Origin of the sequence: Microbacterium sp. S308A+ (genome assembly GCF_049800815.1) — a bacterium.
Lineage (GTDB): Bacteria > Actinomycetota > Actinomycetes > Actinomycetales > Microbacteriaceae > Microbacterium.
On sequence record NZ_JBNAFT010000001.1, the window covers coordinates 500,109 to 513,696 of the forward strand.

Annotated in this window: 11 protein-coding genes; 6 read left to right on the plus strand and 5 right to left on the minus strand. The window is 69.0% G+C overall.

The window, feature by feature from the left end:
• Window positions 1-20: 20 nt before the first annotated feature.
• Complete coding sequence (locus tag ACP15J_RS02365) at window positions 21-1,211, minus strand: ferrochelatase (protein WP_424980871.1); 1,191 nt, start codon at window positions 1,209-1,211, stop codon at window positions 21-23.
• Window positions 1,212-1,354: 143 nt separating this feature from the next.
• Between ACP15J_RS02365 and pepN the strand changes: the two genes are divergently transcribed.
• The 5 genes from pepN (at window position 1,355) to ACP15J_RS02390 (ending at window position 9,088) form a co-directional block, all read left to right on the plus strand.
• Window positions 1,355-3,925 carry an aminopeptidase N gene (pepN, locus tag ACP15J_RS02370; RefSeq protein WP_424935643.1) on the plus strand — a complete coding sequence of 857 codons (2,571 nt, stop codon included), beginning with the start codon at window positions 1,355-1,357 and terminating at the stop codon, window positions 3,923-3,925.
• A 125-nt stretch (window positions 3,926-4,050) separates the two neighbouring features.
• Window positions 4,051-5,325 (plus strand): mechanosensitive ion channel domain-containing protein, encoded by a 1,275-nt coding sequence (locus ACP15J_RS02375; RefSeq protein WP_424935642.1) that lies wholly within the window; start codon window positions 4,051-4,053, stop codon window positions 5,323-5,325.
• Window positions 5,322-5,783 carry a globin gene (locus tag ACP15J_RS02380; protein ID WP_424935641.1) on the plus strand — a complete coding sequence of 154 codons (462 nt, stop codon included), beginning with the start codon at window positions 5,322-5,324 and terminating at the stop codon, window positions 5,781-5,783. The genes ACP15J_RS02375 and ACP15J_RS02380 overlap by 4 nt, the downstream gene beginning before the upstream one ends.
• The gene (locus tag ACP15J_RS02385) at window positions 5,780-7,444 is read left to right on the plus strand and encodes an FAD-binding dehydrogenase (RefSeq protein ID WP_424935640.1); all 1,665 of its coding nucleotides are present in this window, start codon (window positions 5,780-5,782) and stop codon (window positions 7,442-7,444) included. The genes ACP15J_RS02380 and ACP15J_RS02385 overlap by 4 nt, the downstream gene beginning before the upstream one ends.
• Window positions 7,445-7,579: 135 nt before the next feature.
• Window positions 7,580-9,088, plus strand: a complete 1,509-nt coding sequence (locus ACP15J_RS02390; RefSeq protein WP_424935639.1) for a serine hydrolase domain-containing protein — start codon at window positions 7,580-7,582, stop codon at window positions 9,086-9,088.
• 20 nt (window positions 9,089-9,108) lie between these two features.
• On the opposite strand, the gene ACP15J_RS02395 is transcribed toward ACP15J_RS02390, so the two are convergent.
• Window positions 9,109-9,837, minus strand: coding sequence for a hypothetical protein (locus ACP15J_RS02395; protein WP_424935638.1), 729 nt, complete (start codon window positions 9,835-9,837; stop codon window positions 9,109-9,111).
• A gap of 14 nt (window positions 9,838-9,851) precedes the next feature.
• Here ACP15J_RS02395 and ACP15J_RS02400 point away from each other — a divergent pair, with 14 nt between their 5' ends.
• Entirely contained in the window at window positions 9,852-10,736 is an 885-nt protein-coding gene (locus tag ACP15J_RS02400; protein ID WP_424935637.1) for an acyl-CoA thioesterase, read from the plus strand.
• Window positions 10,737-10,742: 6 nt separating this feature from the next.
• Here the strand turns inward: ACP15J_RS02400 and ACP15J_RS02405 are convergent, their stop codons facing one another.
• The 3 genes from ACP15J_RS02405 to ACP15J_RS02415 all read right to left on the minus strand — a co-directional run bounded on the left by ACP15J_RS02405 (window position 10,743) and on the right by ACP15J_RS02415 (window position 13,527).
• Window positions 10,743-11,249 (minus strand): acyl-CoA thioesterase, encoded by a 507-nt coding sequence (locus ACP15J_RS02405; protein WP_424935636.1) that lies wholly within the window; start codon window positions 11,247-11,249, stop codon window positions 10,743-10,745.
• A 5-nt stretch (window positions 11,250-11,254) separates the two neighbouring features.
• Entirely contained in the window at window positions 11,255-12,934 is a 1,680-nt protein-coding gene (ettA, locus tag ACP15J_RS02410; protein ID WP_424935635.1) for an energy-dependent translational throttle protein EttA, read from the minus strand.
• A gap of 86 nt (window positions 12,935-13,020) precedes the next feature.
• Entirely contained in the window at window positions 13,021-13,527 is a 507-nt protein-coding gene (locus tag ACP15J_RS02415; RefSeq protein WP_424935634.1) for a DUF6993 domain-containing protein, read from the minus strand.
• Window positions 13,528-13,588: the final 61 nt, after the last annotated feature.

The window sequence follows — 13,588 nt, forward strand, 5'->3', positions numbered from 1 at the left end:
GCTCCATCCTAGGGATCCGCTCAGGGCGCGATCCCTGCCGCGGCCGGCTTGAAGCCTGCGCGGATGTTCTCACAGCAGCCGGGACGGCAGATGTCAAAGGCCGGCCCGAGCGTCGTCACATGCGGACGATCCTCGGCCGGCGTGCCGTTGATCCGCTCCTCGATGAGGTCGACGATCCCCGACACGAAGGCTTCGGAGACTCCGGGGGTCGGCGTGCGAGCGAAGGCGAGTCCGGCGTCCTCCGCGGCCTCTTTCGCCTCGGTGTCGAGATCCCACAGCACCTCCATGTGGTCGCTGACGAATCCGAGCGGGACCACCGCGACGGCCGCGCGGCCGCGCGCCGGCAGCTCTTCGATCACGTCGCACACGTCGGGCTCCAGCCAGGGCTGCGACGCCGGGCCCGACCGCGACTGGTAGACCAGTTCCCACGGCACGTCAGACGCTGCCGGCAGGATCTCCGCGACCCGGTCCATCACCCAGGCGGCCACCGCCTCATGCTGCGCGGCGTAGGCGCCTCCCGGCCCCCAGTCCACATCACGCGGTCCCGAGCGGAGCGCGTCGTCGATCGGAACGCTGTGCGTGGAGAAGAGGACCTGCACCGCACCGGCACTCACGCCGTCGGCCAGGAACCCGGCCACGGCGTCCCGCACGCCGGCCACGAAGGCGTCGACGAACCCGGGATGGTCGTAGAAAGGCCTGATCTTGTCGATCGTGACGGCGTCGTCCAGTCCTGTCTCCTCCAGGACGCGGGCGAAGTCCTCGCGATACTGCCGACAGCTCGAGAAGGAGCTGTAGGCGCTGGTGGCGAAGGCGAGCAGGGGCGTGTCGCCACGCTCGGCGGCGGCGGTCACGGCGTCCGCGAGGTAGGGGGCCCAGTTCCGGTTGCCCCAGTAGACCGGGAGGTCGATCCCCCGCCGCGACAGCTCCGCCTCCAGAGCGGACTTGAGGGCGCGGTTCTGAGCGTTGATCGGACTGACACCGCCGAAGTGACGATAATGGTGGGCGACCTCCTCCAGCCGCTCGTCCGGGATCCCTCGCCCTCGAGTCACGTTCCGGAGGAAGGGGATCACGTCGTCCTGGCCTTCCGGACCGCCGAAGCCCGCGAGCAGGATGCCGTCGTAGGCGACGGGCACCTCGACATACGACGGGCCCGAGCGGGCCGGTTCCGAGGCGAAAGGCACATGCGCGGACGAGGGGCTGCTTGCTTCGATGGTCACCTCCCCATCGTCGCACTCACACCTTTCTTTCAGCCGAAGGCGGCACCCTCGCGTGCCTGGCGTAGGCTGTCAGGGTTGCCGCCGGCGCCAGCAGCGCATGTCCGCGGCGAGCCCCCTGACCCCTGGGAGACCGAGTAGTGCCTGGAGAGAACCTCACCCGAACCGAGGCGCGGGAGCGCCGCGCGATCGTCGACACCCAGTCGTACGAGATCGCGCTCGACCTGACGAAGGGCGACGAGGTCTTCGGATCCCGGAGCGTCGTGCACTTCACCGCCACGCCCGGCGCCGCCACGTTCATCGACCTCATTGCACGCGAGGTCAGGGAGATCACGCTCAACGGCGAGCCGATCGACCCGGTCACCGCCTTCGCGGACTCACGGATCGTCCTCGAGGAGCTCGCCGAGGAGAACGTGCTGGTGGTCGACGCAGACTGCCTCTACACCAACACCGGCGAGGGCCTCCACCGATTCGTCGACCCGGTCGACGGCGAGGTCTACCTCTACTCCCAGTTCGAGGTCCCCGACTCGCGTCGTGTCTTCGCGGTGTTCGAGCAGCCCGACCTCAAGGCCACCTTCCAGTTCACGGTCACCGCGCCCGCGGCGTGGAAGGTCGTCTCCAACTCCCCCACGCCCGAGCCGATCCTGCACGACAACACGTCCGGCACGGCCAGCGTCGCGACCTGGGGTTTCGAGCCCACTCCGCGGATCTCGTCCTACATCACCGCGATCGTCGCCGGCCCCTACGAGTCCACGTTCTCCGAGCTCACCAGCGCCTCGGGACGCGTCGTTCCCCTCGGCGTCTACGGGCGCAAGAGCCTGTGGGAGCACCTCGACGCAGAGGACATCTTCGACAAGACCCGCAAGGGCTTCGCCTATTACGAAGAGAAGTTCGGCGTCCCGTACCCCTTCGCCAAGTACGACCAGCTCTTCGTCCCTGAGTTCAATGCCGGTGCGATGGAGAACGCCGGCGCGGTGACCTTCACCGAGACCTACGTCTTCCGCAGCAAGGTCACCGACGCCGTCAAGGAGCGGCGCGTCGTGACGATCCTGCATGAGCTCGCCCACATGTGGTTCGGCGACCTCGTCACGATGAAATGGTGGAACGATCTCTGGCTCAACGAGTCGTTCGCCGAGTGGGCCTCGACCATCGCGACCGCCGAGGCCACGGAGTGGACAGAGGCCTGGACGACGTTCAACGCGATGGAGAAGACCTGGGCATACCGCCAGGACCAGCTCCCCTCCACCCATCCGATCGTCGCCGAGATCAATGATCTCGACGACGTGCAGGTCAACTTCGACGGCATCACCTACGCCAAGGGCGGCTCGGTGCTCAAGCAGCTTGCCGCCTGGGTCGGCATCGAGGCGTTCTTCGCCGGCGTCTCCGAGTACTTCCAGAAGCACTCGTGGGGCAACACCGAGCTCTCCGACCTTCTTGTGGAGCTCGAGCGCACGAGCGGTCGCGACCTGTCGACCTGGTCGAGGAAATGGCTCGAGACGGCGGGCGTCAACACCCTTTCCCCGGTGATCGCCGAGGCGCCCGACGGCACGATCTCCCGGTTCGCCGTGACGCAGACCGCCCCGGCCGACTACCCGACCATCCGCCCGCACCGTCTGGGCATCGGCTTCTACACGCTCGACGCGAGCGGAGCCCTCGTGCGCACCCACCACGTCGAGGTCGACATCGACGGCGACCGCACCGAGATCCCTGAGCTGCAGGGTCTCACACGACCCGACCTCGTGCTCCTGAACGACGAGGACCTCGCCTACGCGAAGATCCGTCTGGACGAGCGCTCCCTGGAGACCGCCATCGCGCATCTCGCCGACATCAGCGATCCGCTCGCACGCTCGCTCGTCTGGGGCGCCGCCTGGGACCAGACCCGTGACGCCGAGAGCGCCGCCACCGACTACATCTCCCTCGTGCTCGGCAACATCGGCCGCGAGACCGAGTCCACGACGGTGCGGACGACGCTCGGCCAGCTGCAGACCGCCGCCGCGCTCTACGTCGTCCCCGAACGCCGGCTCGCCGAGCGCACACGCGTCGCGGACGGCCTCTGGACACTCGCACAGCAGGCTGAGGCGGGCAGCGACAGCCAGCTCCAGTTCGTCACGGCCTTCGCGAACGCGATCATCACCCCGGAGCAGGCGGATGTCGTGCGCGGCCTGCGGGACGGCTCGGTCTCTCTCGACGGCCTGGCGATCGACACCGACCTCTCCTGGCAGCTGCTGGCCGGCCTCGCCGCGGCGGGAGCCGTGGACGGGACGGTCATCGACACCGCTCTCGCCGCGGACAACACGGCGAAGGGCGCCGAGTTCGCCGCCCAGGCGCGTGCCGCTCTGCCGACCGCCGAAGCCAAGCAGGCGGCCTGGGCCTCGCTCGTCGAGAATGACGAGCTGTCCAACACGCTCGTCCGCGCCGCCTCTCTCGGATTCACGCACCCCTCGGGCGCACCGCTGCTCGAGGGGTTCGTCTCCGCATACTTCGACAGCCTCGTGCCGCTGTGGGAGAACCGCACATATCAGATCGCGAACTATCTGATCGTCGGCCTGTACCCGAAGGCTCTCGCGAACGTCGAGCTCCGGGACGCCACCCGCGCCTGGCTCGCCGCCCACACGGACACCGCCCCCGCGCTGCGTCGTCTCGTCATGGAGAACCTCGCCGACGTCGAGAGAGCACTCGCCGCCCAGGCGCGCGACGCCGACCAGGGCTGATCGGGATCCTCGACCGCCTTCGGAGGGCAGGGGGCTTCCCTGCCCTCCGAAGTCTTCGTGCCCAGGCCTCTCGAGCGCGGAGATTCTGAGGACGCTCCGAGACGCACGGCCATAGGATCGGAGCGATGCACAGACCGTTTGAAGTCACGCCTCCTCCCCCGTCCGCGCCCACCGACCTCGGCACGCTCTGGACGCAGATCGTGGCCTTCCTCGGCCAGGCGGGGACGAACCTGCTCGCCTGCGCCGGCGTCGTCGTCGGCTGCGTGCTGGCGGCGATGCTGCTCCGTCTCCTCATCCGCCGGATCGTTCGCCGGATCGTGGCAAGCGCGAAGAGCCGTGCCCGCGTCGACGACACCCAGGCCCTGGAGCGCTCGCCCCTCGCCGACATGCGCCTGGTCCAGCGCACGCGCACTCTCGGCAGCATCCTGCAGAACATCGTGAACGTGATCCTCGTGATCGTCGCGATCATCCTCGTCTTCGGCATCGTCGCCCCCAATCTGATCGGCTCGCTCACTCTGCTCACGGCGGCGATCGGCGCCGGCCTCGGTTTCGGCGCCCAGAACATCGTCAAGGATGTGCTGAACGGCATGTTCATCGTCGCGGAAGACCAGATCGGCATCGGCGACGTCGTCGACCTGGGGCTCGCGACCGGCGTCGTGGAGTACGTGAGCGTGCGGATCACCCAGGTACGCGACGTCAACGGCACCCTCTGGTACGTCCGCAACGGGGAGGTCACCCGGATCGGCAACATGTCGCAGGGCTGGGCGCGCGCGATCATCGACCTCGGCGTCCCCCCGGACGCCGAGGTGCCCGCGGTCGAGGAAGCCCTCCTGGCGGCGGCCCAGGGGCTCGCGAAAGATCCGAAGTGGCGCACCCGCATCGTCGAGAGGCCCGAGGTGTGGGGGCTCGAGAGCGTGACCGGCGACGCGCTGGTGATACGCGTGGTGATGAAGACGCGTGCCAATGCGATGGACGACGTGGCGAGAGAATTGCGGATGCGTCTGCGCGACGCTGTCGACGGTCTCGGCCTGGCGATGCCGTCGTTGAGCTCCGTCACCCTCACAGGCCCCGAGGGCGCCCGCCGGGTGCGCGGCGCCAATCCGCCCCGCACCCGCCCCACTGCGGTGACCGGGGCCCCGCCCGTCCCGGAGCGTGGCTTCTGGCGACGCCGCAAGCCCGCGGACGAAATGACGACGCCCGTGACACCCCCCGCCGGATCGCGGACTCCTGCGCCATCGGCGACGCCGGAGCAGACGAACGTCAAGGTCCCGAAGTCCCAGGGCGCGAAGCCCGAGACCCCGAGATCCGGGTCCCCGAAGTCCGAGTCCTCAGCGCCTGAACGCGGCGACTCGCACACGGGCGACGGCATGGGCGGCCGCCGGGACGAGGAGAGGCCATGACGTTCTATGACGAGGTCGGCGGGCACGAGACGTTCCGCGCGATCGTCGCCGTGTTCTATCGCGAGGTGGCGCTCGACCCGATCCTGAAGCCGATGTACCCCGAGGAGGATCTGGGCCCTGCCGCCGAGCGGCTCACGATGTTCCTGGAACAGTACTGGGGCGGACCGACGACGTACGGGGAGCGCCGCGGTCATCCTCGGCTGAGGATGCGGCACGTGCCCTTCCACATCGATCCCGACGCACGCGACCGGTGGCTCCGCTGCATGCGCGTCGCCGTCGACGAAGCGCAGCTCGCCCCTCTCCACGAGGCGACATTGTGGGACTACCTGGAACGCGCCGCCTATGCCATGGTGAACACGTTCGAGCCTTCGGGGATCGGCCCCGACGCCGCCGGCAGAGCCGGACTCGAGACCCGCTCGGCGCAGACATCGACACAGAGATCGACGGAGACCTCATGATCGCGAAGCCCGCCATCCGCTCCACCGACGTCCTCGTGATCGGATGGGGCCTGGCGGGCCTCGTCGCCGCGGCGGAGGCCATCGCGACCGGGCGCCGGGTGATCCTTCTCGATCAGGAGCCGCGGACGAACATCGGCGGACAGGCCTGGTGGTCGTTCGGCGGGCTTTTCCTCGTCGACTCCCCGGAACAGCGTCGGATGGGCATCCGCGATTCCCTCGACCTCGCCCGACAGGACTGGTATGGCACCGCGGGCTTCGATCGCGAGGAGGACACGAGACCTCGGGAGTGGGCCGACGCCTACCTCTCGTTCGCCGCGGGCGAGAAACGCGCGTGGCTGCGCGAGCGCGGCATCGGCTTCTTCCCGGTGGTCGGATGGGCGGAACGCGGCGGATACGGGGCACGAGGACCCGGCAACTCGGTGCCGCGCTTCCATATCGCCTGGGGCACCGGACCCGGCATCGTCACGCCCTTCCTCCATACGATCGAGCAGGCTGAGAAGACGGGACGTCTCGTCGTCCTCTCCCGCCACCGGGTCACAGCGCTCACGACGCGCGAAGGCGCTGTCATCGGGGCTCGCGGCGAGATCCTGGAGAGCAGCGCCGCCGGGCGCGGAGTCGTCTCGTCTCGGACTGCGATCGGCGAGTTCCAGATCGAGGCGGGAGCGACGATCATCACCTCCGGCGGGATCGGTGGCGATCACGACCTGGTCCGGCAGATGTGGCCCGAACGGCTCGGTGCCCCTCCGGAGGACATGCTCACCGGCGTCCCGGCCTACGTCGACGGCTCGATGCAGACGGTCGCTGAGTCCGCCGGCGCCCACCTGATCAACGGCGACCGCATGTGGCACTACGTCGAGGGGATCCGCAACTGGGACCCGGTATGGCCGGGGCATGGGATACGGATCCTTCCCGGACCCTCGTCCCTGTGGCTCGACGCCACCGGGGCTCGTCTTCCCGTCCCCCTGTTTCCCGGCTTCGACACCCTCGGAACGCTCGCGCATCTGCGACGGACCGGTCATGATCACTCGTGGTTCGTCACGTCCCGCCAGATCGTGGAGAAGGAGTTCGCGCTCTCCGGCAGCGAGCAGAACCCCGACCTGACCGGCAAAGACATTCCGCTGCTCGTGAAGTCGCGTCTCGCCAAAGGGCCGACCGGCCCCGTACAGGCCTTCCTGGACCACGGCGAGGACTTCGTCGTCGAGGACGACCTGGACCGTCTCATCGCGCGGATGCAGGAGCTCCCGGGCGGCGACGCCCTGGATCCCGATCTGGTGCGTCACGAGGTCGTGGCAAGGGACCGTGAGGTGGACAACGACTTCACCAAGGACGCACAGATCGCCCTGCTGCGCTCCGCCCGCGCGTACCGCGGCGACCGCCTGATCCGGACGGCCGCACCTCACCGTCTGCAGGACAAGGCCGCCGGCCCTCTGGTCGCGGTCCGGCTCCGGGTCATCACCCGTAAGTCCCTCGGCGGCATCGAGACCGATCTCGACGCCCGCGTGCTCGGCGCGGAGGGCGCGCCCGTTCCCGGGCTCTACGCCGCCGGCGAGGCGAGCGGCTTCGGCGGCGGCGGCATGCACGGCTACCGCGCGCTGGAGGGCACGTTCCTCGGCGGCTGCCTCTTCTCCGGCCGTCAGGCCGGTCGCGCTGCGAGCAGCTAGCCGGAGACCTGCGCGCAGGGATCTCCTGCTTGCCCGATCGATGGCTTCCGGTCACCCCTGCACCCTCTTCCGGCTTTCCCGAAACCCACCAGGATCCGTGGAGGACACGTCTACGGCGCTCCTACGCTGTGGCTCATGCGCCGCTTCCCCTTCGCCGCCACCATCGCGGTGCTGCTCGCTGCCGGCACCGCCGTCGCTCCCTTCGCCGCTGCAGACACCGCCGTCGAGCCGTTGCCCTCGCCGAGAGCGCACACGGCGGCGAGCGTCTCGGCGGAGGACCGTCTCGTCCAGGAGTACGCCGACGTCTATACGACCCCCGGCGTGGCCGCGGCCGTCATCCACGACGACATCGTGACGACCTCCGTCCGTGGCCGGGACGCGAACGGAGACGCCGTCACGCCGCGAACGCCGTTCCGGATCGGGTCCATGAGCAAGTCCATGACCGCCGCTGCGGTCATGCTCCTCGTCCAGGAGAATGCCCTCACACTAGACGACCGCGTGGTCGACCGCCTGCCCGAGTTCCGCATGGCGGATCCGCGCTCGCGGGACATCAGCGTGCGCCAGTTCCTCTCCCACACCTCAGGGCTCTCGATCACCACCAATGACGAGTATGCGCTCCCGATCCCGGACACCCTGCGCGCGACGGTCGCGGAGCTGCGTGATCGTCGCCTCGCCGCCGCCCCCGGAACGCGCTTCGAATACCACAACACGAACTACGCTCTCGCCGCGCGGGTCGTGGAGGCGGTGTCGGGCACGGGGTTCGACGACTTCCTCCGAGAGCGGCTCTTCCTGCCCCTCGGGATGGGGGACACCGTCTCGACCGTGCGCTGCACCGATGCCGTCTCCGGCCTCGCCTCCGGCCACACCGTCCTCCTGCGGGCGGCGGTTCCGTTCCCCGAGATGCCCGGCCGCTGCGGGGGCAACGGCGGCGTCGTCTCGACGCTCGACGACATGGTGCGCTGGATGCGGTTCACGGCAGGAGACGTCGGAGCCGACGTCCTCGACCCCGAGCTCCGGGTGCAGATGCAGAAGCCTCAGCCTGTGGCGGCGCCGTACGCCCTCGGGTGGGAAGCGCGCCCAGCAGGCGACGGCTTCGCCGCGCCGCTCCTCATCCATGGCGGCACCCTGGCCACCTATGCCGGCAGCATGGCCCTCGCCCAAGACACCGGCACCGCGGCGATCGTCCTCGCCAACGGCCCCGGCTCGCCCGGCAGCCTCGCACAGAACCTCATCGCCCAGACCGACGGGCACCCCCGAGTCTCCTTCGACGATCCGCTGACAGTCGCCAACATGATCATGCTCGCGATCGCCATCATGCTCCTCGTCCTGTTCGTCACCCTCTTCTATCGGGCCAAGCGCTGGGCGGCGCGGCGCAACGTCTCCGCCCGCCCGCGGATCCTCCTCCGTTCCGTGCCCCTGCTCGTCGCGTTCGCCGGTGGCCTCCTCGTCCCGCTGCTCCCGGGCCTCCTCGGCGGGATGCTGCTGTGGGAGTACTGGGTCATCGACCTCTGGCTGTACCCGTTCCTCGTGCTCATAGCCCTCGTCCTGATCTGCGGGAGCAGCGTCGTGCTCGCGCGTCGCCTGTTCCTCCTGCGGAAGGGACGGCCGGCCGTCGCTTCCTTCGACGCCCCGGTCACGGCCTAGCGTCGCACGGGAGACGCGGGTCAGTCCCTGGTCCCCGTCGCGCGCACCGGCGTGAGGCCGACCGCTGCCGGACCTCGGCTCAGCACGTGTCCACGGCCAAAGGCCAACCGGGTCCACCGGCCCGACACCGTGATCGGCACCTGCTCAGCCCCAGAGACGAACCCGTAGGCGTGTGCAGCGAAAGCGACGCCACGGGGAAGGCCGAGCAGATCCTCGTCCGGCTCCCCCCAGACCCGCGCGCGGAAGGCGCGCACCGCTTCCTCCCCCGCGCCGGGCGGAGACCCGTGCGCGACGGCGGAGATCCCCCACTGCGCCCGCCGCGCGATCGTGTCGGCGCCCAGATGCCCCCGGTGCGCCCAGCCGCTCCGGGGCGGCGACACACCGGCCCAGGCCGGGCTCCGTCCGGTCTCGGGGAGCGCGAGCGCGCACGGATCGGCGGTCGGGCTCAGGTCGTCGACGACGATGTCGCAGCGGAGCTCGGGATCGGATCGGCCGACGCGTAGGGCGAGGATCGTCGGGGTGGCATCGAACAGACCGTGTGGGGCAAGCGCCGCCGCCGTCATGACGAGGATCCCGTCCGCCGCCTGCAGTCGCACGCCGTCGCCGGATGCCCGGGCCGCGCGGGAGGCGAAGGTGAGCGCGTCGCGAGCGGTGTCGGGGTCGGCGAGGATCAGCGAGGTGGGCACTCCCTCTAAAATAGCAAGCGGGGACAGCCCGAGGACGGGTGTCCGATCATCCACCTCGTCCACCGGAGAGGACCCTCATGAGCCCCGAAGAGGCTGCCAGCCGCCCTGTCGACGCGCTCCTGGATGTGCTCGATCTCGACGCCTCCGAGGCGCGCACGACCGAGGACATCTTCACCGGCGTCTCTCATCCGATGCCGACCGGCCGCATCTACGGCGGACAGGTCCTCGGCCAGTCCCTCGTGGCTGCCGAGCGCACGCTGCCCGAAGGGCGCATCCCCCACTCGATGCACGGCTACTTCCTCCGCCCTGGGGACGCCTCACAGGGACTCACGTTCGCGGTGGACCGGATCCACGACGGACGCTCCTTCTCCACGCGCCGCTGCCAGGCATACCAGAACGGGGAGCCGATCTTCTCGATGATCGCCTCCTTCCAGGACGAGAATCCAGGGATCGAGCACGCCTACCCGTTCCCCGAGGGCGTCCCCGCCCCGGATACGCTGCGCAGCGACGACGAGTTCGCCGACGCCGTTCCTCCGGCCGCCCGCCGGCTGCTCGTCGATCGACCGGTCGACGTCCGCCATGTCGAGGAGCCGCTGCTCCTTGCGACCGGCGGCGGGCGTCAGCCCCATCAGGCCGTCTGGATGCGCATGCGCGCACCGTTCCCGGACGATCCCGCGCTTCATCGCGCTGCGCTCGCGTATCTCAGCGACATGACGATCCAGGAGTCGATCCTCCGCGCCCACGGCCTGACTTGGCAGAATCCTGGGCTCAAGGTCGCAAGCCTCGATCACGCAATGTGGTGGCATCGCCCCGGACGCGTCGACGACTGGCTCCTCTACGTGCAGGAGTCCCCGAACGCTCGTGGAGGGCGCGGTCTTGCGAGCGGTCGGATCTACGCGCAGGACGGCACGCTCGTCGCCAGCGTGACACAGGAGATCACCATCCGCGTCCCAGGGGTGTGACCTCGCTCAACGACGCGTATAGGGAATCGGATCGCCGACGAAAGGGCTCCAGACCGCACGCATCTCCGGAGTGATCCGCTGCGGACGACCGGACGCGGCATCGACGAGGACGATGATCGCCGTCGAACGCGCATACAGGATCCGCTCGTCGAAGGAGGGGTCGTTGCGGACCTCGTAACAGACCTCGATGCTCGACCCGCCCAGTTTGCCGAACCACATCTGCACCTCCAGCGGGAGCCGCTGATACGGCACCGGCGCGAGATACTCGATCTCCTGTCGCGCGATCAGGGTCAGCACACCGTGCTCGACACCCGAGTCGAGCACGGCCGTGCTCGGACCTTCCTCCCCCGCGCCCGGCCGCCAGAAGGCGCGAACCCGCGCCTCCTCGAGCAGCTTGAGCATCGAGGTGTTGTTGACGTGGTTGAACGCGTCCAGGTCTCCCCACCGCAGATGGATGGGGATATGGAGGCGCGCCTCCGCCGGGACCGTCGGCGCCGCCTCGTGCCAGGCCATGACGCTCAGTCGCGGGTGAGGCGGCGGTGCGTCGACCGGTGAGGGTTCGCGGCGTCCGCACCGAGCCGTTCGATCTTGTTCGCCTCGTAGGCCTCGAAGTTGCCCTCGAACCAGTACCACTGATCAGGCTTCTCATCGGTGCCCTCGTAGGCGAGGATGTGCGTCGCGATACGGTCGAGGAACCATCGGTCGTGGGTGATGACCACCGCGCAGCCCGGGAACTCCAGCAGAGCGTTCTCGAGCGAGCCCAGGGTCTCCACGTCGAGGTCGTTCGTCGGCTCGTCGAGGAGCAGAAGGTTGCCGCCCTCCTTGAGCGTGAGCGCGAGGTTCAGGCGGTTGCGCTCGCCACCGGAGAGGACGCCGGCCTTCTTCTGCTGGTCCGGCCCCTTGAAGCCGAACTTGGAGACATACGCCCGCGACGGGATCTCGGTCTTGCCGACGGTGATGACGTCCAGCCCGTCCGAGACGACCTCCCACAGGGTCTTGTCGGGATCGATGTTGGCACGGGACTGGTCGACATAGCTGATCTTGACCGTCTCGCCGACCTTGAGGTCGCCGCCGTCGAGCGGTTCGAGGCCGACGATGGTCTTGAACAGGGTGGTCTTGCCGACACCGTTCGGGCCGATCACGCCGACGATGCCGTTCGGCGGCAGGCTGAAGCTCAGTCCGTCGATCAGCGAACGCCCATCGAAGCCCTTCTGGAGGTTCTTCGCCTCGATCACGACGTTGCCCAGGCGCGGCCCCGCGGGGATCTGGATCTCCTCGAAGTCGAGCTTCCGGGTCCGCTCCGCCTCCGCAGCCATCTCCTCGTACCGCGCCAGACGCGCCTTCGACTTCGTCTGGCGGCCTTTGGCGCTCGACCGCACCCACTCCAGCTCGTCCTTGAGCCGCTTGGCGAGTTTCGCGTCCTTCTTCCCCTGGATGTCGAGACGCTCCGCCTTCTTCTCCAGGTAGGTCGAGTAGTTGCCCTCGTACCCGATCAGCCTCCCCCGATCGACCTCGGCGATCCACTCGGCGACGTTGTCGAGGAAGTACCGATCGTGGGTGATCGCGATCACCGCGCCCTTGTACGCCTGCAGATGCTTCTCCAGCCACAGCACGCTCTCCGCGTCGAGGTGGTTGGTGGGCTCGTCGAGGAGGAGCAGGTCCGGCTTCTGCAGGAGGAGCTTCGCCAGTGCGACGCGACGCTTCTCGCCGCCGGAGAGATGCTTGACCGAGGCGTCGCCCGGAGGTGTGCGCAAGGCGTCCATCGCCTGCTCCAGCTGCGAGTCGAGGTCCCAGCCGTCCGCTGCGTCGATCTCCTCCTGGAGCACGCCCATCTCTGCCAGCAGCGCGTCGAAGTCCGCGTCGGGGTCGGCCATGAGCGCAGAGATCTCGTTGAACCGGTCGACCTTCGCCTTGATCGCGACGCCTTCCTGGATGTTCTCCAGCACCGTCTTGTCCTCGTCGAGCTCGGGTTCCTGCATGAGGATGCCGACCGAGAAACCGGGCGTGAGCTTGGCCTCACCGTTGGAGGGCGTGTCCAGGCCCGCCATGATCTTGAGGATCGTGGACTTTCCCGCGCCGTTGGGACCCACCATGCCGATCTTCGCGCCGGGAAGGAACGCCATGGTGACGTCGTCGAGGATGAGCTTGTCACCCACCGACTTGCGTGCTCGGACCATGGAGTAGATGTATTCGGCCACGGAAGAGGCTCCTTCGTAACGATGGTCGTGGTTGCCGTCCGGATGTCGCGATCTGGACGGCGACTCTCCAGCCTACCGGCGGATCGCTACCAGTCGATCGGCATGGTCTCGCCGATGAGGCAGCGCCCTTCGGCCAGCTGCGGCATGACGGTCGCGACGGCATCTCCCGTCGACGGGCCGACCTGCCCGATCAGGCACTGCGCGGCTCCCCAGCGGACGGAGACCTGCATGCTCTCGGCGGGATTGTCGACGGTGGAGACGTCCTTCGTCACCTGCATGGCAGCGCGGTCGAAGCCTGCGCCGACGAGTGCGTCGACGTAGGCCCTGCTCGACCCGCGCTGTTCGCCCGCCCATACCTGCTGGACCACCGAGCGGAAGAACGGCAGGTTCTCCTCGGCCGTCCCGTCGGGATGGAGCACGGGCGGCGCCGCCGCTTCTGACACGCTCGACGGGGGCGGCGTCGCAGTCCCCCCTGACGTGGTACCCGGAGAGAGGCAACCGGTCAGCAGCAGGAGCAGAGCAGCCAGGGTCGCGGCCGCGCCTCCGGAGGTCGCAGCGGTCCGCCCGGGGCTGAGAAGTCGGTTCGAGCGCACACCATGAGTCTAAGCGGAGAGCACCCCGGGACGAATCCCGAAGCGGTTTCCCAGGCGGCGT

Excerpts from the sequence above, each read along its gene's own strand:
- ACP15J_RS02375 (WP_424935642.1), top strand. The coding sequence starts at position 4,051 with ATGCACAGACCGTTTGAAGTCACGCCTCCTCCCCCGTCCGCGCCCACC.
- ACP15J_RS02380 (WP_424935641.1), top strand. The coding sequence starts at position 5,322 with ATGACGTTCTATGACGAGGTCGGCGGGCACGAGACGTTCCGCGCGATC.
- ACP15J_RS02385 (WP_424935640.1), top strand. The coding sequence starts at position 5,780 with ATGATCGCGAAGCCCGCCATCCGCTCCACCGACGTCCTCGTGATCGGA.
- ACP15J_RS02390 (WP_424935639.1), top strand. The coding sequence starts at position 7,580 with ATGCGCCGCTTCCCCTTCGCCGCCACCATCGCGGTGCTGCTCGCTGCC.
- ACP15J_RS02400 (WP_424935637.1), top strand. The coding sequence starts at position 9,852 with ATGAGCCCCGAAGAGGCTGCCAGCCGCCCTGTCGACGCGCTCCTGGAT.
- ACP15J_RS02405 (WP_424935636.1), bottom strand. The coding sequence starts at position 11,249 with ATGGCCTGGCACGAGGCGGCGCCGACGGTCCCGGCGGAGGCGCGCCTC.